This window comes from Aeromicrobium wangtongii (assembly GCF_024584515.1).
In the GTDB taxonomy this organism is placed as follows: domain Bacteria; phylum Actinomycetota; class Actinomycetes; order Propionibacteriales; family Nocardioidaceae; genus Aeromicrobium; species Aeromicrobium wangtongii.
The window spans coordinates 3260274-3278685 of record NZ_CP102173.1 but is presented as its reverse complement, the minus strand read 5'-3'; the positions used below and the strand labels follow the sequence as shown (position 1 = coordinate 3278685).

General features: G+C 71.0%; 17 protein-coding genes. 13 read left to right on the top strand and 4 right to left on the bottom strand.

Annotated features, from left to right (window positions below):
• Nucleotides 1–45: 45 nt before the first annotated feature.
• From folP to NQV15_RS16110, 5 genes are read left to right on the top strand one after another with little or no spacing between them, the layout of a single operon-like run.
• Nucleotides 46–846, top strand: coding sequence for a dihydropteroate synthase (gene folP, locus NQV15_RS16130; protein WP_232404016.1), 801 nt, complete (start codon nucleotides 46–48; stop codon nucleotides 844–846).
• Entirely contained in the window at nucleotides 843–1289 is a 447-nt protein-coding gene (locus tag NQV15_RS16125; RefSeq protein WP_232403908.1) for a nuclear transport factor 2 family protein, read from the top strand. The genes folP and NQV15_RS16125 overlap by 4 nt, the downstream gene beginning before the upstream one ends.
• A gap of 1 nt (nucleotide 1290) precedes the next feature.
• Nucleotides 1291–1668, top strand: coding sequence for a dihydroneopterin aldolase (gene folB, locus NQV15_RS16120; protein ID WP_232403907.1), 378 nt, complete (start codon nucleotides 1291–1293; stop codon nucleotides 1666–1668).
• On the top strand, nucleotides 1665–2228 hold the full coding sequence (gene folK / locus NQV15_RS16115) for a 2-amino-4-hydroxy-6-hydroxymethyldihydropteridine diphosphokinase (protein ID WP_232403906.1): 564 nt from the start codon (nucleotides 1665–1667) through the stop codon (nucleotides 2226–2228). Before folB ends, folK begins: the two co-directional genes overlap by 4 nt.
• Nucleotides 2229–2252: 24 nt before the next feature.
• Entirely contained in the window at nucleotides 2253–2768 is a 516-nt protein-coding gene (locus NQV15_RS16110; protein WP_232403905.1) for a DUF3180 domain-containing protein, read from the top strand.
• 3 nt (nucleotides 2769–2771) lie between these two features.
• Here the strand turns inward: NQV15_RS16110 and NQV15_RS16105 are convergent, their stop codons facing one another.
• The 3 genes from NQV15_RS16105 to NQV15_RS16095 are packed head-to-tail and all read right to left on the bottom strand — an operon-like array spanning nucleotide 2772 to nucleotide 7733.
• Nucleotides 2772–4418: a DUF885 domain-containing protein gene (locus tag NQV15_RS16105; protein ID WP_232403904.1), complete on the bottom strand. Its 1647-nt coding sequence runs from the start codon at nucleotides 4416–4418 to the stop codon at nucleotides 2772–2774.
• A gap of 52 nt (nucleotides 4419–4470) precedes the next feature.
• On the bottom strand, nucleotides 4471–5934 hold the full coding sequence (locus tag NQV15_RS16100) for a polysaccharide pyruvyl transferase family protein (protein ID WP_232403903.1): 1464 nt from the start codon (nucleotides 5932–5934) through the stop codon (nucleotides 4471–4473).
• Complete coding sequence (locus tag NQV15_RS16095; RefSeq protein ID WP_232403902.1) at nucleotides 5931–7733, bottom strand: glycosyltransferase; 1803 nt, start codon at nucleotides 7731–7733, stop codon at nucleotides 5931–5933. Before NQV15_RS16095 ends, NQV15_RS16100 begins: the two co-directional genes overlap by 4 nt.
• A 124-nt stretch (nucleotides 7734–7857) precedes the next feature.
• On the opposite strand from NQV15_RS16095, the gene NQV15_RS16090 reads away from it, so the two are divergent.
• The 7 genes from NQV15_RS16090 to NQV15_RS16060 all read left to right on the top strand — a co-directional run bounded on the left by NQV15_RS16090 (nucleotide 7858) and on the right by NQV15_RS16060 (nucleotide 16645).
• Entirely contained in the window at nucleotides 7858–9300 is a 1443-nt protein-coding gene (locus NQV15_RS16090; RefSeq protein ID WP_232403901.1) for a glycosyltransferase family 2 protein, read from the top strand.
• Nucleotides 9301–9419: 119 nt separating this feature from the next.
• Entirely contained in the window at nucleotides 9420–10322 is a 903-nt protein-coding gene (locus NQV15_RS16085; RefSeq protein WP_232403899.1) for a Rossmann-like and DUF2520 domain-containing protein, read from the top strand.
• 2 nt (nucleotides 10323–10324) lie between these two features.
• Nucleotides 10325–11161, top strand: a complete 837-nt coding sequence (gene panC / locus NQV15_RS16080; protein ID WP_232403897.1) for a pantoate--beta-alanine ligase — start codon at nucleotides 10325–10327, stop codon at nucleotides 11159–11161.
• A 2-nt stretch (nucleotides 11162–11163) separates the two neighbouring features.
• Nucleotides 11164–11598, top strand: coding sequence for an aspartate 1-decarboxylase (panD, locus tag NQV15_RS16075; RefSeq protein ID WP_232403895.1), 435 nt, complete (start codon nucleotides 11164–11166; stop codon nucleotides 11596–11598).
• Between the two features lie 10 nt (nucleotides 11599–11608).
• The gene (locus NQV15_RS16070) at nucleotides 11609–12409 is read left to right on the top strand and encodes a type III pantothenate kinase (RefSeq protein WP_232403892.1); all 801 of its coding nucleotides are present in this window, start codon (nucleotides 11609–11611) and stop codon (nucleotides 12407–12409) included.
• Nucleotides 12410–12498: 89 nt separating this feature from the next.
• Nucleotides 12499–13956 carry a lysine--tRNA ligase gene (gene lysS / locus NQV15_RS16065; protein ID WP_232404015.1) on the top strand — a complete coding sequence of 486 codons (1458 nt, stop codon included), beginning with the start codon at nucleotides 12499–12501 and terminating at the stop codon, nucleotides 13954–13956.
• A gap of 169 nt (nucleotides 13957–14125) precedes the next feature.
• Complete coding sequence (locus NQV15_RS16060) at nucleotides 14126–16645, top strand: ATP-dependent Clp protease ATP-binding subunit (RefSeq protein ID WP_232403891.1); 2520 nt, start codon at nucleotides 14126–14128, stop codon at nucleotides 16643–16645.
• 51 nt (nucleotides 16646–16696) lie between these two features.
• On the opposite strand, the gene NQV15_RS16055 is transcribed toward NQV15_RS16060, so the two are convergent.
• Nucleotides 16697–17593 (bottom strand): HhH-GPD family protein, encoded by an 897-nt coding sequence (locus NQV15_RS16055; protein WP_257125063.1) that lies wholly within the window; start codon nucleotides 17591–17593, stop codon nucleotides 16697–16699.
• A 46-nt stretch (nucleotides 17594–17639) separates the two neighbouring features.
• On the opposite strand from NQV15_RS16055, the gene NQV15_RS16050 reads away from it, so the two are divergent.
• Nucleotides 17640–18407, top strand: coding sequence for a hypothetical protein (locus NQV15_RS16050; protein WP_232403887.1), 768 nt, complete (start codon nucleotides 17640–17642; stop codon nucleotides 18405–18407).
• Nucleotides 18408–18412: the final 5 nt, after the last annotated feature.

Genomic DNA, 18412 nt, shown 5'->3' with positions numbered 1-18412 from the left:
AGGACGCCCGTGCTCGCCGGCCTCGCCCAGGACCGATGCCTCGTGATGGGCGTCGTCAACGTGACCCCCGACTCGTTCTCCGACGGGGGCAGGTGGCTCGATCCTGCCACGGCGATCCGCCACGGCATCGACCTCGCGGCCGACGGCGCCGACATCGTCGACGTGGGCGGTGAGTCGACGCGTCCGGGCGCGCTGCGCATCGACGAGGACGAGGAGTCACGCCGGGTGCTGCCGGTCATCGAGGGCCTGGTCGCCGAGGGCATCACGGTGTCCGTCGACACCATGCGGGCGGGGACCGCGCGGCGGTCGCTGGACGCCGGGGCGAGCATCATCAACGACGTCTCCGGGGGGCGCGCCGATCCGGCGATGACGGCCCTGGCGGCGCAGACCGGGTCGCCCATCGTCCTGATGCACTGGCGTGAGCACTCCGCCACGATGCAGAAGCACACGCGCTACGACGATCTCGTCGCCGACATCCGGTCCGAGCTGACCGTGCAGATCGAGGCTGCCCTCGCCGCTGGTGTCGCCCCTGACCGCATCATCGTGGATCCGGGCCTGGGGTTCTCCAAGACCGGTGAGCAGAACTGGACCGTGCTGGCGCACCTGGACGCCTTCGTCGACCTCGGGTACCCGCTGCTGGTCGCCGCGAGCCGCAAGCGGTTCCTGGGCGAGCTGCTGGCTCGCGACGGCGTCCAGCGACCGGTCGACGGCCGGGACGCCGCCACCGCCGCCGTCACCGCCCTGGCAGCCGCTGCCGGCGCCTGGTGCATCCGGGTCCACGATCCCGCCCCGTCGGCCGACGCCGTGCGCGTCGCCGCCCGGCTGCGACAGGAGGCGCGGCGATGAGCGACACCGCGCTGGCCGTCCACCGCGCCTTCTACGACGCCGTCGAGACCGGCGACGTCGACCTGATGGCCTCGCTGTGGGTCGATCACCCCCGCGTGTCCTGCGTCCACCCCGGAGCGGCCCCGTTGCGCGGCACGAGCGCGGTGCTGCGGTCGTGGACGGTGCTCATGGCGCAGGTCAGCTACATCCAGTTCTTCCTGACCGACGTCGACGTCACGACCCTGCCCATCGGGGCGCAGGAGCCCACGACGGCGGTCATCGTGTGCACCGAGAACATCCTGTCCGGCGAAGGCATGTCGTCCCCGGAGGCCTTCGCGGGAGGCAAGGCGCTGTGCACCAGTATCTTGGTGCGTGACCTGTCCGGGGGCAGGACGGCCGGTGACTGGAAGTTCTGGTCCCGGCACGCCTCCCCGATCGCCGAGATGCGCTTGGAGACCGACTGAGATGCCGATTCCCGATGGCCTCGATCGCATCGACCTGCGCGGCATCTCGGCGCACGGTCACCACGGCGTGTTCGCCGAGGAGAAGCAGAACGGCCAGACATTCGTCGTCGACGTCAGCCTCGGTCTGGACCTGGGCCCCGCGGCGCGCGAGCACGACCTCACCAGGACGGTGCACTACGGCGTCCTGGCTCAGCAGATACACGACGCCATCGTGAGCGATCCCGTCGACCTCATCGAGACGGTCGCCCTTCGTATGGTGGACTTGTGCCTGGCTGAGGACCCAGTCCAATGGGCTAGCGTGACGGTGCACAAGCCGGAAGCGCCCATCGCGGTGACGTTCGAAGACGTCGCCGTCACGATAGAGCGGAGCAAACAGTGACCGAATCGCCCACCCCGTACGTCCTGGACGCCGACACGATGACCGGCGGCATGCGCCCCATCCGTCAGGCCGTCCTGGCACTCGGCTCGAATCTGGGCGCGCGGCTCGAGAAACTCCAGGGCGGCATCTCGGCGCTGGAGGACACCCCCGAGGTCACCGTCGTGGCCATCTCGTCGGTCTACGAGACCGATCCGGTCGGCGGTCCCGACTCGGCGGGCAAGTTCCTCAACGCCGTCGTGCTGATCGACACCACCCTGACCGTGCACACCCTGCTCGACCGGGCCCTCGCGATCGAGGACGCATTCGGCCGTGAGCGGTCCGAGCCCGGCGCACCCCGGACGCTCGACGTGGACGTCATCGTGGTCGGCAACCGGCTCGCCGAGGACGAGAAGCTCGTCCTGCCGCACCCGCGGGCCCACGAGCGCGGATTCGTGCTCGTCCCGTGGCTCGAGATCGATCCCGAGGGCGAGATCCCCGGCAAGGGATTCGTCGCGGACCTGATCGCCGATGTGGACACAAGCGGAGTCACCCGACGTGAGGATCTCGAGATCATCTTGTGATCTCGGATACGTGATGGACCGGTCATGAAGCTGGCCAAGCCGATCTCGGCCCTGCTGGTCGTGACGCTGATCGCCGTCGGCGTCGTGGCCGGCCGGCTCACCCCGGAGGTGTTCGTCCGGCTGGACGGCAACCCGCCGCGGCTGAGCTGGGTCGCGCCGCTGATGCTGCTCGCGGGGGCGGTCGTGGTCGGACGCTTCGCGTGGGGCACCTGGCAGAGCCTGCACCGCAGGCACGAGCGGATGACCTCCGATCACGGCATCAAGATGCTGGCCCTGGCCAAGGCGTGCGCCGTCGTGGGGGCCCTCGTCGCGGGGTTCTACGGCGGCTATGCCTTGGCCTTCGCCGGCGACCTGGACTCGGTGCTGGGCAAGGAACGCTTCGTGCGGGCCCTCAGCGCCGCGATCGCGAGCCTCCTGCTGCTGATCGCCGCCCTGTTGCTGGAACGGGCCTGTCGCCTGCCCGAGGACGATGACGACGAGGACGGCAAGGGGCACAAGGGCAAGGGCTCGCCCGGCCGTCCCGGCGCGACCCCGGCCTGACGCCTAGCCCAGCAGGGTCGAGCGCAACGTCCCGAGCCCGACGCTGCCAACGGCCAGGGCATCGCGGTGGAAGGCCTTGAGATCCGTCCCGTGGGCGGCCACCCAGTCATCGCGCAGCTGTTCCCACATCCGCTGGCCGACCTTGTAGGACGGGGCCTGCCCGGGCCAGCCGAGGTAGCGGTTGACCTCGAACCGGACGAACGAGTCGTTCATGTTGACGTGCTGGGCCATGAACGTGAACGCGTCCTCGCCGGTCCAGGTGCCGCTTCCGTCAGGCTTGGGCTTCTGCAGGTGCACACCGATGTCCAGCACGACGCGGGCCGCGCGCATGCGCTGCCCGTCGAGCATCCCGAGCCGGTCGGCCGGATCGTCCAGATAACCCAGGTCGGCCATCAGCCGTTCGGCGTACAGGGCCCATCCCTCGCCATGCCCGGAGTTCCAGTTGAGCCTGCGCCACCCGTTCAGCTGCCGGCTGTTGTACGTCGCCAGCCCGATCTGGAGGTGATGGCCCGGGACCCCCTCGTGGTAGACCGTGGTGAGCTCGCGCCAGGTGTCGAACTCGGTGATCCCCTCCGGGACGCTCCACCACATGCGCCCGGCGCGGGTGAAGTCCTCGCTCGGGCCGGTGTAGTAGATCCCGCCCTCCTGCGTCGGGGCGATCATGCACTCCAGGCGGCGCATCGGCTCCGGGATGTCGAAGTGGGTCCGACCCAGCTCGGCGACGGCCCGGTCGCTGGTCTGCTGCATCCAGGCCTGCAGTGCGTCGGTGCCGTGCAGCTTGCGGTCCGGATCGGCCTCCAGGTGCGCGATCGCCTCGGCGACGCTCGCACCGGGCCGGATCTGGCGGGCGACCGCCTCCTGCTCGTCGACCATCCGGGCCAGCTCCTCGACGCCCCACTCGTAGGTCTCGTCCAGGTCGATCTCGGCGCCGACGAAGCCACGCGAGGCCAGTGCGTAGTGCTCGCGCCCGACGGCGTCCGCCTCCGGGGCGTGCGGGGCCAGGTCGCGCTCGAGGAACTCCGCGAGCCGCCCGTACGCCTCGGACGCCACACGGGCGCCGTCCTGCAGATCGGACTGCAGGGATGCCGGGACGTCCGCGCGTGCCGCGAGTGCCGTGAAGAAGCTGTCCGGGCCGATCTGCTTGCGGGCCTGGGCGGCGACCTCGCGCACCTGGCGGACGGCCGGGACGTTGCCCGCGGCGATCCCGATGCGCAGCGAGTCCAGGTAGCCCGCCATGGCCGGCGGCAGCTGGTGCATGCGGTGGGCGATGTGCGCCCAGTCGTCCTCGGTCCCGGTGGGCATCAGGTCGAAGATGTCGCGCAGGTCCTGGGCCGGGGAGGCGATGACGTTGAGGTCGCGCTGCCAGAAACCGGCCTCGACCTGCTCCACCTCCAGCTCCAGGGTGCGGATCAGCTCGGCCTGCGTGACCTGGTCGGTGGCGTCCTCGGGACGGAGGCCCCGCACCCGGTCCAGCACCGCGCGGGTCGCATCGACCCGCGCCGCGACCCCGTCGGGGGAGTGATCGGTGTACTCGGACTCCCGGCCGGGGCGGCCGAGGTGGATGTGCAGCTCCGGCGAGAGCTCGAGCAGGGTGTCCAGCCACTGCTCGGAGAGGTCGTCCAGCGGGGTCGGCTCGCGGTCGGTCGTCATCTCTTGAGACTAGGCCAACTCGTCCCCGCGGCCGGCCGGGCAGCACCTGGGGTCAGGAGCGGCGGAACGTGTCGCGCAGCCGACGACCGGCCCGGCGCAGCCGGATGTACGGCGAGCCCCGCTCCAGCATCTCCAGGCGCGCGGTCAGCTCGGAGATCTGCGTGGCCTGCTCCCGGACCGTGGCGTGCAGGCGAGCGTGCCGGCTGCCGGCGCCGCTCCACACGGGGTGCTCGTACGGCTGGTGGTAGGCCTGCGGGTGCCGGGTGATGTCCAGGACCATCCCGTCGCGCAGCCACTGCAGGCGCGAGGCGATCTCGTGGCCGTCGGCCGCCACCAGCGGGTGCACCGGCGGGGGGAACGTGGCCGCGTCGAGCCGCTGATCGAAGTCGCCGCGACCATTGCCCGGCGTCCAGATGTGCTGCAGCCCGTTGCGGTCCAGGAAGGCGGTGAACCGGTCGAAGCCGCGCGGCAGCTCGGCGTTGAAGCCGTCCATGTCGGTCTTGTCGTACAGCTCCTCGACCCGCAGGTCGGCCGACAGCTGGGGCATGACCGTGTACGGCATCCGGTGGTACTCGGCCAGCTCGAGCGTGCGCGAGTCGTGCGCCAGCAGGTGCGCCGGGATGCCGCCCAGCAGGCCGGCGACATTGCCGTGGAAGCGGGTTCCGTAGGCGAAGTGCTGCGTCGCCATGAAGTCGTACCAGGGCCAGGTGTCCAGGAACAGCCGGATGCGGTCCTGCTGGTACAGCGGGTGCTGCAGGTGCACCGGGACGAGCGGGTCGTGGACGTGCGGGAACGGGACGCCCCACAGCAGCATCCGCAGGTCGTGCCCGTCCTGGCCGATGTACGTCAGGTTCGGGTGCCGCTGCGCCTGCGCGGTCGCGAAGGCGCCGATGCCCGGCACCTCCGGCGTCAGGTTCAGCGCCAGCGGGCTGTCGACGGTCAGCGCGTCGGCCGGCTTGTCGACCCGGAAGCCACCCCCGTGCAGGAACAGCGACGGGCAGCCGATGACGTCGATCGCCTCATCGGGGAAGCCGAGGCTGAGCAGGTACGAGCGGGTGAACTCCCCGCGCACGCCGATCGACGCGGAGCGGTCGAGCACCAGGCCGACGAACCGCTTGACGGTGTCGTTGACCGGGGCCATCGCCTCGATGCCCTGGCCGTGGGGCGCCTGTGCGCCGATGCCGGTGACGGTGACGGGGATCGTGACGCCCTCGATGAGCTCGGATAACCGGTCCAGGCGCGGCGCGAAGTCGGCGCGGAACGCATTGGCCATCGGGATGACGAAGTGGTCGAACTCGTCGTTGATGCGCTCGGCGTCGCCCGGCTCGGGCGGCACGCGCTCGGACAGCGTCGAGTTGGAGACCAGCTCGGCGCCGTCGACCGACAGCGCACGCCACATCGAGTGCTGGAACAGGTAGTTGCCGCTGTTGCTGTTGAAGACGTCCTGGGTCAGCGTCGACTCCGCGACCACCGGGGTGAACGGATCCTTGCCCGAACGGATCAGCAGCCGTGTCATGGCTCCAGTGTTCCATGGCGGCGGTCGCGGCCCAGCAGTCCGGCGACGCGGCGCGCGGCTCGGCGCAGGAGCCCGGTTGCCGCCAGGTCGCCGACGAACAGCTCGTGCCGCCACGCGCTGTTGCGGCTCACCAGGAGCAGTCGCACGGTCGCGCGCCGGCCGGACACCGGCAGGCCCGCCACCGGGGCGTCGCCGACGATCGTCCAGGTGCCCGCCTCGTGGGTCACCGTCGCGGGCAGATCGACCGGATCCGGGCTGACGTCGGTGTACGCCTGCCAGACCAGGGTCGTGTCGTCCGGCGGCACGACCCCGTCGACGCTCAGTCGTGCCGAGAGCCTCATCCGGCCGTCGCGGCCCGGCAGCCGCAGGCGGACGTCTCGCAGGGTGACGGCGTCGATCCGGGTGCGGCACCGCTTGCGGGTGACGGCGCCGGCCACGGCCTCGGCCCAGTCGTCCAGGAAGCGTTCGGGACCGTGCGCTGCGGCGCCGGCACGCGCGGGGGCACGCATCTCCTCCAGGCGGGCCCGGTCGTCGAGCAGGGCACCGGTCGCCGCCGCGAGTGCAGACGTGTCACCGGCCCGCACGAGCAGCCCGTCCACCCCGTCGGTGATCTGCTCGCGCGGCCCGTAGGGGACGTCGAACGACACGACGGGGCACTCGCGCGCCCGTGCCTCGAGCAGGAACAGGGAGTAGCCCTCGAAGGCGCTGGTCAGCCATGCCACGTCGGCCGACCACAGCTCGTCGGCCGCCCGGGGGTCGTGGCCGTGCAGCGTCACCGATCCGCCCACCCCGAGGTCGGCGACCTGACGCTCCAGCGCCTCGCGCTCGGGACCGCTGCCGTACAGGTCGAGCCGGGCCCACGGATGGGTCCGGACCAGCTGTGCGAAGGCATCCACCGCCAGGTCGAGCCGCTTCTGGCTGTGCAGCCGGGCGATCACCACGATGCGTCCGGGGCGCCGGGCCGGCCGGGGCTCGGGAACCGGTGGCAGCTCGACCGGGTTGGGGATCACGACCAGGTTGTCGGTGGCGCCGTAACGGCGGGCCACATCGTCGCGCTGGCGTGCCGTCAGGCTGCTGAGCACGTCGAGGCGACCGAGGTGCTCCATCGCATCGGCGTACGTCGGGCTGATCGCGGACGTCCAGTGCCGGCGCCCGATCGTGTGCGGGTTGTGCATCTGGTGCAGGACGAAGAAGCGGTCGTCGTCGATCCCGGCCAGCTCTCGCGAGACGAACCGGCTGTCGCTGAGGATGAACACGTGGCCGGTCGGCGGGGTGGCCAGGCGGGTCCACCAGCGCCACATGCCGCCCAGCGTCGGCCAGCTGTCGACGGCCAGCCCGTCCGGGCGCAGCACCTCGACGATGCCCTCACCGGCGTCCACGGGAGTGCGGGAGTAGATCGTGCCGTCGGCGCGGGCGTACTCGAACCACGGCCTGCCGCCGTCCAGGGGCGTCACGGTGCTGCGCCACGGCAGCGCGTCGCGGTCGGTCCTGTCCGGGTGGGCGGTCGCCGGCGGTCGGGGTTGCGGCGCGACGGCGGGCAGCGCCGAGATGTCGCGGCCGCGCAGGTCCTCGTGCATGTTCAGCACCCGGCTGTGCGCCAGCAGCAGGCCGTCGTCGTGCAGCGACCGGCGCACCCGGTCGTAGTCCGAGCGTGGGTTGAACGTCAGGATCGGCACGTCGATGCCGCGGTGCTCGGCGAAGAGCCGGTGCCGCAGCAGCAGCACCCGGGTCTGGCCGCCCGCGCCCGGACGGATGCCGCCGATCACCGAGACGTAGGCGCCCGCCGGCATCGCCCTCATGGCTAGATGGCCCATGAGGATCGTGAGACCGCCGTTTCAGCTGCCACGAGGTTCAACCTAGTGGGACGTCAGGCGAAATGGGGGGCGTCGTTATGCTCGGCGCGTGAGGCCAACAGGACAACACGTGAAGGGTGCCCTGGCAGCGGCCCGGCGCCGGTGGCGCAATCGCGACAGCCCCCTGCTGAGCGTCGTCGTCCCGGTCTACAACGGTGCGGACTTCCTCGAGGCCGCGCTGCAGTCCGTCCTCGACCAGCGATACCGCCAGGTCGAGATCATCGTGGTGGACGACGGCTCGACCGACGACAGCCTGCAGATCGCCCGCCGGTTCGCGCAGTCGCACCCGCAGGTGACCGTGCTGAGCCAGCCCAACGGCGGGGTCGGGGTCGCGCGCCGCACCGGTACCGCCGCGGCCACGGGGGAGTGGCTGACCTTCGTCGACGCCGACGACCTGGTGACCCGCACCGGCATCCAGACCGCGATGGACACCCTGCGCCGCAGCGGATCGGATGTCTCGGTGATGCCGTACCAGCGGCTGGAGGGCGATGTCGTGCGTCCGCCGGCAGCGTGGATCCGCGCCCTGCACGCCAAGCCGGCCGAGGCCGTCACGCTGGCCGAGCGCCCGGACGTCCTGCTCAGCGCGATCCCCGGCGGCAAGATCTTCCGGCGCAGCTTCTGGGACGAGAACGGCCTGGAGTACCCCACGGTGCTCCTGGCCGGTGACCAACGTGTTGCCGCCGAGGCCTTCTTGAAGGCCCGGTCGATCGACATCACCGGCGACCCCGGCTACACGTGGCGCCGCCAGGCCACCTCGATCTCCCAGGGGCACGTGACCGCGGCGGCCGTGCATGCGCGCCAGGACGCGATCGATGCCGTCCTGCAGATCCTGGAGCCGTTGCCGGTCGCCCGCGACGAGCGCATCCTGCAGTACCTGCGGCACAACATCCCGAACTCGCTGCTCAAGCTCGAGCGCGCCGACGACGACTACCTGGACGCACTGGTCGAGCGGGTGCCCCGCATCGTCGAGGCGGCGCCGCCGGGACGGTACGCCGCCGAGGTGCCCGCCCAGTACCGCGTCCTCTACTCGCTGCTGGCCTCCGGCGACCGGAAGGCGATCTGGCGCTACGTCGCGGCCGAGGGCATGCAGCCCGAGATGCATCCCAGCGGCGAGGAGCCGGCCGGGACCACGGTCTACCTGCCGGGCTGGCAGGTGGACGACGTGCCGGCCGAGGACTACGTGCTGACCGCCGAGCAGACCGCGGCCCGCGCGGTCGTGCGCAACGCCCGCCGCGACGGCGCGGACCTGGTGCTCGACCTCGCCGCGTGGTTCCCCTGCATCGAGATGTCGGCTCCCGCACTCGCCGTCAAGACCGACGGCGACCACGTCGACGTCGCGCCGGGCGCCGAGCCGCACGTCGTGACGTCCCGCCAGGGCGCGCAGCGCCGGTACGCCCACTCCGGGTGGACGCTGACGCTGCGCGGGGTCGGGCGCCGGAAGCCCACCTCCGTGACCGTGACGCTCGAGGACGGGAAGCGGTCCGGCACCGTGACCGCGAGGATCCCGCGCTGAGCGCGACGTCCGTGTGAGTCATGGCACAGGCCGTCCCTATGGGCAATCGGGTCTTCGGGGCTAGACTTCCGGTGTCAATTTGTCTGGTACCCGTCAGGGACTGGAACGAAAGGCATCACATGTCGCGTCTTTCCATGGGCGTCGTCGGAGCAGGCAAGGTCGGCTCCGTGCTGGCCGCCCGCCTGCGCTCCGCCGGCTACCCCGTCGTCGGTGTCAGCGGACGCTCCGCCGCGACCCGCCTGCGCATCAGCACCCTGCTGCCGGGTGTCTCCGTGCTCGAGCCGGCGCAGGTCGCCGCCGCGGCGGACGTCCTGATCCTGGCCGTCCCCGACGACGACCTGATCGCCGTCGCCGAGGAGCTCGCCTCCTCCGGTGCGGTCCGCCCGGGCCAGTACGTGCTGCACACCAGCGGACGCCACGGGCTCGACGCCCTGGCCGCGCTGACCCGGCTCGGCGCCCGGCCCATCGCCTTCCACCCGGCCATGACGTTCACCGGCACCGCGGTCGACTTCGACCGCGGACCCGTGTTCGGTCTCACCGCGGCGCCGGCCGATCGCGCGCTCGCCGAGGAGCTCGTCGCAGCGCTGCGCGGCGTCCCCATGTGGGTCGCGGAGTCCGATCGCGCGCTGTACCACGCGGCCCTCGCACACGGCGCCAACCACCTGGTGACGCTGGTGGCCCAGTCGATGGACCTGCTGAGGGACGCCGGCGCGCAGGATCCGGCGGGCGTCCTGCGGCCGCTGCTGACCGCAGCGCTCGACAACGTCCTGGCCTACGGCGATGCCGCCCTGACCGGTCCGGTCGTGCGCGGCGACGTCACGACGATCCGGGCCCACGTCGACGCGCTGGCCGCCGCGAACGTCGACGACGCCACCACCGCCGCGTACCTCGAGCTGGCCCGCGCCACGGCAAGTCGCGCCGAGGCCGATCGCCGGATCGCGCCGGCCACCGCCGGCACGATCCGCCAGGTGCTCGACGAGGCCGACTGGGACGCGATGGCACACATCGCGGCGGGATTCTGACCATGACCGGCCCGATCGTCGCCCGCACTCGCGCCGAGCTGCAGGCCGCCCGAGGGACGTCCACGGTCGCCCTGGTCCCCACGATGGGGGCCCTGCACGACGGCCACGTCCAGCTGCTCAAGCACGCCCGGCCGCTCGCCGAGACCCTCGTGGCCTCGATCTTCGTCAACCCGACGCAGTTCGCGCCGGGTGAGGACTTCGAGGACTATCCGCGCACGTTCGAGGCCGATCTCCAGCGGTGCGCCGAGGCGGGGGTCGACGTCGTCTTCGCCCCGGCCGTCGAGACGATGTACCCGTCCGGCCTGGTCGACACCATCACCGTCGATCCCGGACCGCTCGGCACGATCCTCGAGGGAGCGACCCGGCCGACGCACTTCCGCGGCGTGCTGACCGTGGTCTCCAAGCTGTTCGGCCTGGTGCGTCCTGACGTCGCGGTGTTCGGCGAGAAGGACTACCAGCAGCTGACGCTGATCTCCCAGATGTCCCGCGAGCTGGCGCTGGGCGTCGAGATCGTCGGCTGCCCGACCGTGCGGGAGGCCGACGGGCTGGCGATGAGCTCGCGCAACCGATACCTGACCGACGAGCAGCGCAGCACCGCCGCCGTGCTGTCGGCCGGCCTGCGTGCAGGCGTCGCCGCAGCAGCCGACGGCCCCGATGCCGTGCTGGCAGCCGCGCACGCCGTGATCGATCCCGCCGACGTCGACCTGGACTACCTCGTTCTCACCGATCCCGAGCTGGGCCCCGCGGTCGCGGGCGCCGAGGCCCGGCTGCTGGTCGCAGCCCGGGTCGGCAAGCCCCGACTCCTCGACAACATCGGCCTTACCCTCGGAAAGAGCTGACCATGATCCGCACCATGATGAAGTCCAAGATCCACCGCGCGACGGTCACGCAGGCCGATCTGCACTACGTCGGCTCCGTCACGGTCGACGAGGATCTCCTGGACGCCGCGAACCTGCTGCCCGGCGAGCTGGTGCACATCGTCGACGTCGACAACGGCGCCCGCCTGGAGACCTACACGATCGCCGGCGAGCGCGGCTCGGGCGTCATCGGCATCAACGGCGCCGCGGCGCACCTCGTCCACCCCGGCGACCTGGTCATCCTGATCGCGTACGCGCAGCTCGACGATGCCGAGGCCCGTACGTTCGAGCCCAGCGTCGTGTTCGTCGATGCCGACAACAAGGTCATGACGTTGGGCACCGATCCGGCCGCGGTGCCGGACGGACAGGGACTGGTGCGCGGCGACATCGTGGAGAACCCACTCGTCGCGGCTCGTTGAGGCGGTCGCGATGATCCTGCTGTGCCTGGACGTGAGCAACAGCCACACATCCATCGGTGCCTTCGACATGTCGGCCGCTCCGACCGACGAGGACGGGCTGATCGAGCACTGGCAGGTGTCATCGGACGAGCGGCGCACCGCCGACGAGTGGCAGGTGCTGATCACCGGGCTCGCGGCACGCTCCGGGATCGACTCGATCGATGCGGTCAGCATGTGCTGCACGGTGCCGTCGATCCTGGTCGAGCTGCGCTCGATGCAGGAGCGCTACTACGCCGGGCTCCCGGTGGCCGTGGTCGGGCCCGGGGTCAAGACCGGCATCCCCATCCACACCGACAATCCCCGTGAGGTGGGCGCCGACCGCATCGTCAACGCGCTTGCGGCGGCCGAGCTGTACGGCGGCCCGGCGATCGTGGTCGACCTCAACGGCACCGCGACGATCTTCGACGTCATCGACGCCGACAACCGGTACGTGGGCGGGGCGATCGCGCCCGGCGTGGAGCTGTCGCTCGAGGCGCTCGCCAGCAGAGGGGCGCAGCTGCGCAGCGTCGAGCTGGCCGTGCCCCGCGACGTCGTCGGCAAGAACACCGTCGAGGCGCTCCAGTCCGGCCTGGTGTTCGGCTTCGCCGGCCTGGTCGACGGCATGGTCAACCGCATCATCGACTCGCTGGGCGCCGATCCGGACCACGTGACGGTCATCGCCACCGGTTCCTTCCCCGGCTCGGTCGTCGACCACTGCGAGACCATCACGACTCGCGACCCGTACCTCACGCTGACCGGGCTGCGGCTCATCCACGACAAGAACCACGGCTGACGCGCCAGCCCGCGGCCGTGGTGGCAGCACTAGAGTGAACCCTCGTGAGCGACGCGACCAAGACCCCCGACGAGGACCTGCCCGAACAGATGCGGGTGCGGCTGGACAAGCGCCAGCAGGTCATCGACCGCGGCGAGGATCCCTATCCCGTCGTCGTGGGTCGCACGCACACCCTGCGCGAGATCGTTGACGCCTACGACGCCGAGGCGCTCGGCCCCGACACGCAGACCGGTGACGTCGTCACCGTCGCCGGTCGGGTCATCTTCCTGCGCGGCACCGGCAAGCTGGTGTTCGCGGCCCTGCGCTCCGGCGACGGCACGCCGCTGCAGGCCATGATCTCCCTCGACGGCGTCGGCGAGCAGAAGCTCGCGGAGTTCAAGTCGACCGTCGACATCGGCGACCATCTCGCCGTGACCGGCGAGGTCATCACCAGCAAGCGCGGCGAGCTGTCGATCATGGCCAGCAGCTGGCAGCTCGCTGCCAAGACGGTCCGGCCGCTGCCCAACGAGCACGCGCCGCTGTCGGACGAGGCGCGCAGCCGCATGCGCTACGTCGACCTGATCGTGCGGCCTGAGGCGCGCGACAACGTCCGGGTCAAGGCCAAGGTCATGCAGTCCCTGCGCGCGACGCTGGACCGCCTGGGCTACATCGAGGTCGAGACCCCGGTGCTGCAGCACACCAACGGCGGCGCCGCGGCCCGTCCGTTCCGCACCCACGTCAACGCCTTCGACGAGCCGGCGCTGCTGCGCATCGCGCTGGAGCTGCACCTCAAGCGGGCCCTGGTCGGCGGCATCGACAAGGTCTACGAGATGGCCAAGACGTTCCGCAACGAGGGCGTCGACAACACCCACAACGTCGAGTTCCTGATGCTCGAGGCATATGAGGCGTACGGCTCCTACGACACGATGGCCGAGCTGACCCGCGAGCTCGTGCTCGACGCGGCCCGGGCGGTCGGCAAGACCGTCGTCACGGGACGCGACGGCAGCGAGATCGACCTGGAGCAGCCGTGGCGCCACGCCACGGTGCACGGTCTGGTCAGCGAGGCCGTGGGGCGGACCGTCGACACGGACACGACGGTCGAGGAGCTGGTGGCCCTGGCCGCCACCCACGACGTCGCCCTGAAGGACGGCTGGGACGCCGGCGAGATCGTGCTGGAGCTGTACGAGAAGCTCGTGGAGCACACCCTGATCCAGCCGACGTTCGTGCGCGACTACCCCGAGTCCGTCCGCCCGCTGGCCAAGAAGCACCGCACCAAGCCCGGCCTGGTCGAGGCGTGGGACCTGATCATCAACGGCGTCGAGCTGGCCCCGGCGTACTCCGAGCTCAATGACCCGGTCATCCAGCGCGAGCGGCTCGAGGAGCAGGCGCGTCAGGCCGCCGCGGGCAATCCCGAGGCCAATGACGTCGACGAGGACTTCCTGCGGGCGCTGGAGTTCGGCATGCCGCCCGCCGGTGGCCTGGGCTTCGGCGTCGACCGGCTGGTGATGCTGCTGCAGGGCATCGGCATCCGCGACGCCATCTTGTTCCCGACCACACGCGCTGAGTAGCCCGACTGCCCCGGGGGTTCCCCTGGCAAACAGCGCGGCGCCTTTACGCCCACGGCGAACGAGGGAACGCCTGGGGCCGGGGGGCGGTTGAGTTAAACACGTGGGCGTCTGACTCGCGGATTTCCACACCCGACTAAACTGAACTGATAGTCCAGCCCGAGGGGGACGAATGTTCGAAAGATTCACTGACCGTGCTCGTCGCGTGGTCGTGCTCGCCCAAGAAGAGGCGCGCATGCTCAGCCACAACTACATCGGCACGGAGCACATCCTCCTCGGCCTGATCCACGAGGGCGAGGGCGTTGCCGCCAAGGCGCTCGAAAGCCTCGACATCTCGCTGGAGGCCGTCCGCGGCCAGGTCGAGGACATCATCGGCCAGGGCCAGCAGGCCCCGAGCGGCCACATCCCGTTCACGCCGCGTGCCAAGAAGGTCCTGGAGCTCAGCCTCCGCGAGGCCCTGCAGCTCGGCCACAGCTACATCGGCACCGAGCACATCCTGCTCGGCCTCATCCGTGAGGGCGAGGGTGTCGCAGCCCAGGTGCTGGTCAAGCTCGGAGCCGACCTGAACCGCGTCCGCCAGCAGGTCATCCAGCTGGTCAGCGGCTTCCAGGGCAAGGAGGCCGAGGCCGCCGGCGCGCCGAGCGAGTCCGCTCCCAGCACGTCCGCCGTCCTCGACCAGTTCGGCCGCAACCTGACCCAGGCCGCCCGCGAGGGCAAGCTCGACCCGGTCATCGGCCGGGCCGACGAGGCCGAGCGGGTCATGCAGACGCTGTCCAGGCGCACCAAGAACAACCCGGTGCTGGTCGGCGAGCCCGGCGTCGGCAAGACCGCCGTCGTGGAGAGCCTCGCCCAGGACATCGTCCGTGGCGACGTCCCCGAGACGCTCAAGGACAAGCAGATCTACACGCTCGACCTCGGCGCGCTCGTGGCCGGCTCGCGCTACCGCGGCGACTTCGAGGAGCGCCTCAAGAAGGTGCTCAAGGAGATCCGCACGCGTGGCGACATCATCTTGTTCATCGACGAGATCCACACCCTGGTGGGTGCGGGTGCCGCCGAGGGCGCGATCGACGCGGCCAGCATCCTCAAGCCGATGCTGGCGCGTGGTGAGCTGCAGACCGTCGGCGCCACGACGCTGGACGAGTACCGCAAGCACTTCGAGAAGGATGCGGCCCTCAACCGTCGCTTCCAGCCGATCGTGGTCGACGAGCCGTCGGTCGCCGACACCGTCGAGATCCTCAAGGGTCTGCGCGATCGCTACGAGGCGCACCACCGCGTCTCCATCACCGACGAGGCCCTTGTGGCCGCGGCGACGATGGGCGACCGCTACGTCTCGGACCGGTTCCTGCCGGACAAGGCGATCGACCTGATCGACGAGGCCGGGGCCCGCCTGCGCATCCGTCGCATGGCGACGCCGCCGGAGCTCAAGGAGTTCGACGACCAGATCGCCGACGTCCGCCGCCGCAAGGAAGGCGCCATCGACGCGCAGGACTTCGAGGCCGCTGCCTCCCTGCGCGACGAGGAGAAGAAGCTCATCAACGCCAAGAGCGAGCGTGAGAAGGCCTGGAAGTCCGGCGACCTGGACAGTGTCGCGGTCGTCGACGAGCAGCTCATCGCCGAGGTGCTCGCCAAGGCCACCGGCATCCCCGTCGGCCAGCTCAGCGAGGCCGAGTCCAGCCGCCTGCTCAACATGGAGGCGGAGCTGCACGAGCGGGTCATCGGCCAGGACGAGGCCATCAAGGCCCTGTCGCGGGCGATCCGTCGTACGCGCGCCGGCCTGAAGGACCCGAAGCGTCCCGGTGGATCGTTCATCTTCGCCGGGCCGTCGGGTGTCGGCAAGACCTGGCTGTCCAAGGCGCTGGCGAACTTCCTGTTCGGCGACGAGGACTCCCTGATCCAGCTCGACATGTCGGAGTACAGCGAGAAGCACACCGTCTCGCGCCTCTTCGGCTCGCCTCCGGGCTACGTCGGCTACGAAGAGGGTGGCCAGCTCACCGAGAAGGTGCGCCGCAAGCCGTTCTCCGTTGTGCTGTTCGACGAGATCGAGAAGGCCCACCCGGACATCTTCAACTCGCTGCTGCAGGTGCTGGAGGAAGGTCACCTGACCGATGGTCAGGGGCGCGTCGTCAACTTCAAGAACGCCGTCGTCATCATGACCACCAACCTCGGTGCGCGGGAGATCTCCAAGGGCGTCAACCTGGGCTTCAGCCAGGCCGGCGACACCGCGGGCTCCTACAACAAGATGAAGGAGCGCGTGTCGATCGAGCTCAAGCAGCACTTCCGGCCTGAGTTCCTCAACCGTGTCGACGAGATCATCGTCTTCCCGCCGTTGACGCAGGAGGAGATCCTGCAGATGGTCGACATGATGATCTCCTCGCTGGAGAAGCGTCTGGCCGAGAAGGACATGAACATCGAGCTCACGATGGAGGCCAAGGACCTGCTCTCGAAGCGTGGCTTCGACCCGGTCCTGGGTGCTCGTCCGTTGCGCCGCACGGTGCAGCGCGAGATCGAGGACGTCATGGCCGAGAAGCTGCTCTACGGCGAGCTGCGGCCGGGCCAGATCGTCCTGGTCGGCGTCGAGGGCGAGGGCGTCGACGCGGCGTTCACGTTCGAGGGCCGCGACAAGGCCGAGCTCGAGCTCGAGATGCCCGAGGTTCCCCCGGCCGTCGAGGCGGTCGCTCCCGGCACGGAGTGATCCACCGGAACGACCGACCGGGCCCCCGCAGCGCATGCTGCGGGGGCCTCGTCATGTCCCGGGCAGTGCGTAGGTCTCGTCCTCCAGCGGCTCGACCAGGCCGTCGGCCACCAGGGCGTCCAGGGCGCGCTCGCGCTGTGCGGCGTCCGGCCACACGACGTCCAGGGCCGCCTTGGCGACCGGCCCGGTCGCATCGCGCAGCACCGCCATGAGCCGGCCGCGGCACTGCCGGTCGGTGCCCTCCCACGACTGGCCGCGGCGGGGCGGCCCGTCGTGCGCCGGATGGCCGGCGGCGCGCCAGCGGCACATCTGGGCCACCGGGCAGACCTGGCACTGCGGCGACCGTGCGGTGCACACCAGCGCCCCGAGCTCCATCGTCGCGGCGGCCCAGACGTGCGCGCGCTCGGCGGGCAGCAGGGATGTCGCCAGCTCGCGCTCGGCCGCCGTCACGGCAGCGGCGGGGAACTCCACCCCGGTCACGACACGGGCGAGGACCCGCCGGATGTTGGTGTCCATCACCACGGCACGGCCGCCGTGCGCGAAGGAGATGATGGCCGCGGCGGTGTACTCGCCGACGCCGGGCAGGGCCCGCAGATCCTCCGGCGAGGTGGGCACCTGCCCGCCGTGCCCCTCGACGATGGCCGTCGCGGCGGCGTGCAGGCGCAGCGCGCGGCGGGGATAGCCCAGTCGTCCCCACGCCCGGACCGCCTCGCCGGCCGGCTCGGCCGCGAGATCGGCCGGCGTCGGCCAGCGTTCGAGCCAGGCCTCGTAGACCGGCAGGACCCGCGCGACGGGGGTCTGCTGCAGCATGAACTCCGAGACCATGACGGCCCATGGTGTCGCGTCCCGGCGCCACGGCAGGTCGCGGGCGGCGCGGCCGAACCAGTCGATCACGGCGTCGTGGAGGCGGGTCGGATCGACGATCGGGGGTGGCATCGATGACGTCATGGCGCGTCGATCTTCGCACGCGGGTCCGGCCGCATATCGTGTGACCGTGAGTCAGCGACGGTTACCGGCAGCGATCTACTGGCGTCGACGCCTGCTCCTCCTGGCGGTCGTCATCGGCCTGGTGTGGGTCGTGCAGCAGGTGACCGGCGACGACGGCCAGTCGGACGCCTCGGCGAAGACGGATCCGACGACGACCGCGACCACCACGGCGGCACCTGTCCCGACCACGCCGCCGGTCCCGAAGACCGTGACCAACGGGATCGTCGACGTGGCGGTGAAGAAGGCGGTCAAGCCCTGCGATCCGCAGAAGGTCCGCATCACCCCGACGGTCCGCCCCGGTCAGCTGACCCGCGGCCCGGTCGACATCGGTCTGGTGGTCAGCTCCACGGACACGGCGCCGTGCACGCTGCGGCCCGACGACGCCGAGGCCATCGCGGTCATCAGTGCCAACGGCACGGCCGTGTGGGACTCGACGGTCTGCAAGTCGTCGCTGCTGACGACTGCGGTGCCGATCTCACCGCAGTGGGCGACGATGGCCACGGTGCAGTGGACCGGGCGCGGGTCCGGGCTGCACTGCACCACCAACGAGGGGTGGGCCACCCCGGGCAAGTACACGCTGCAGATCGGGACGCTCGGCGGCGAGCCGGGCAAGACGACGTTCACGCTCGACCCGCGACCGGCTCCTGCCAAGACCGCTGAGCCGCCCGCCGCCCCCGATCCGGCCGCGCCCCCGGCTGCGGCGACCCCGGCACCGCCCGCGCCGACGACGCCGGCACCCGCTCCGCCGAAGAACACCGCGAAACCGGCGGGCTGAGCAGG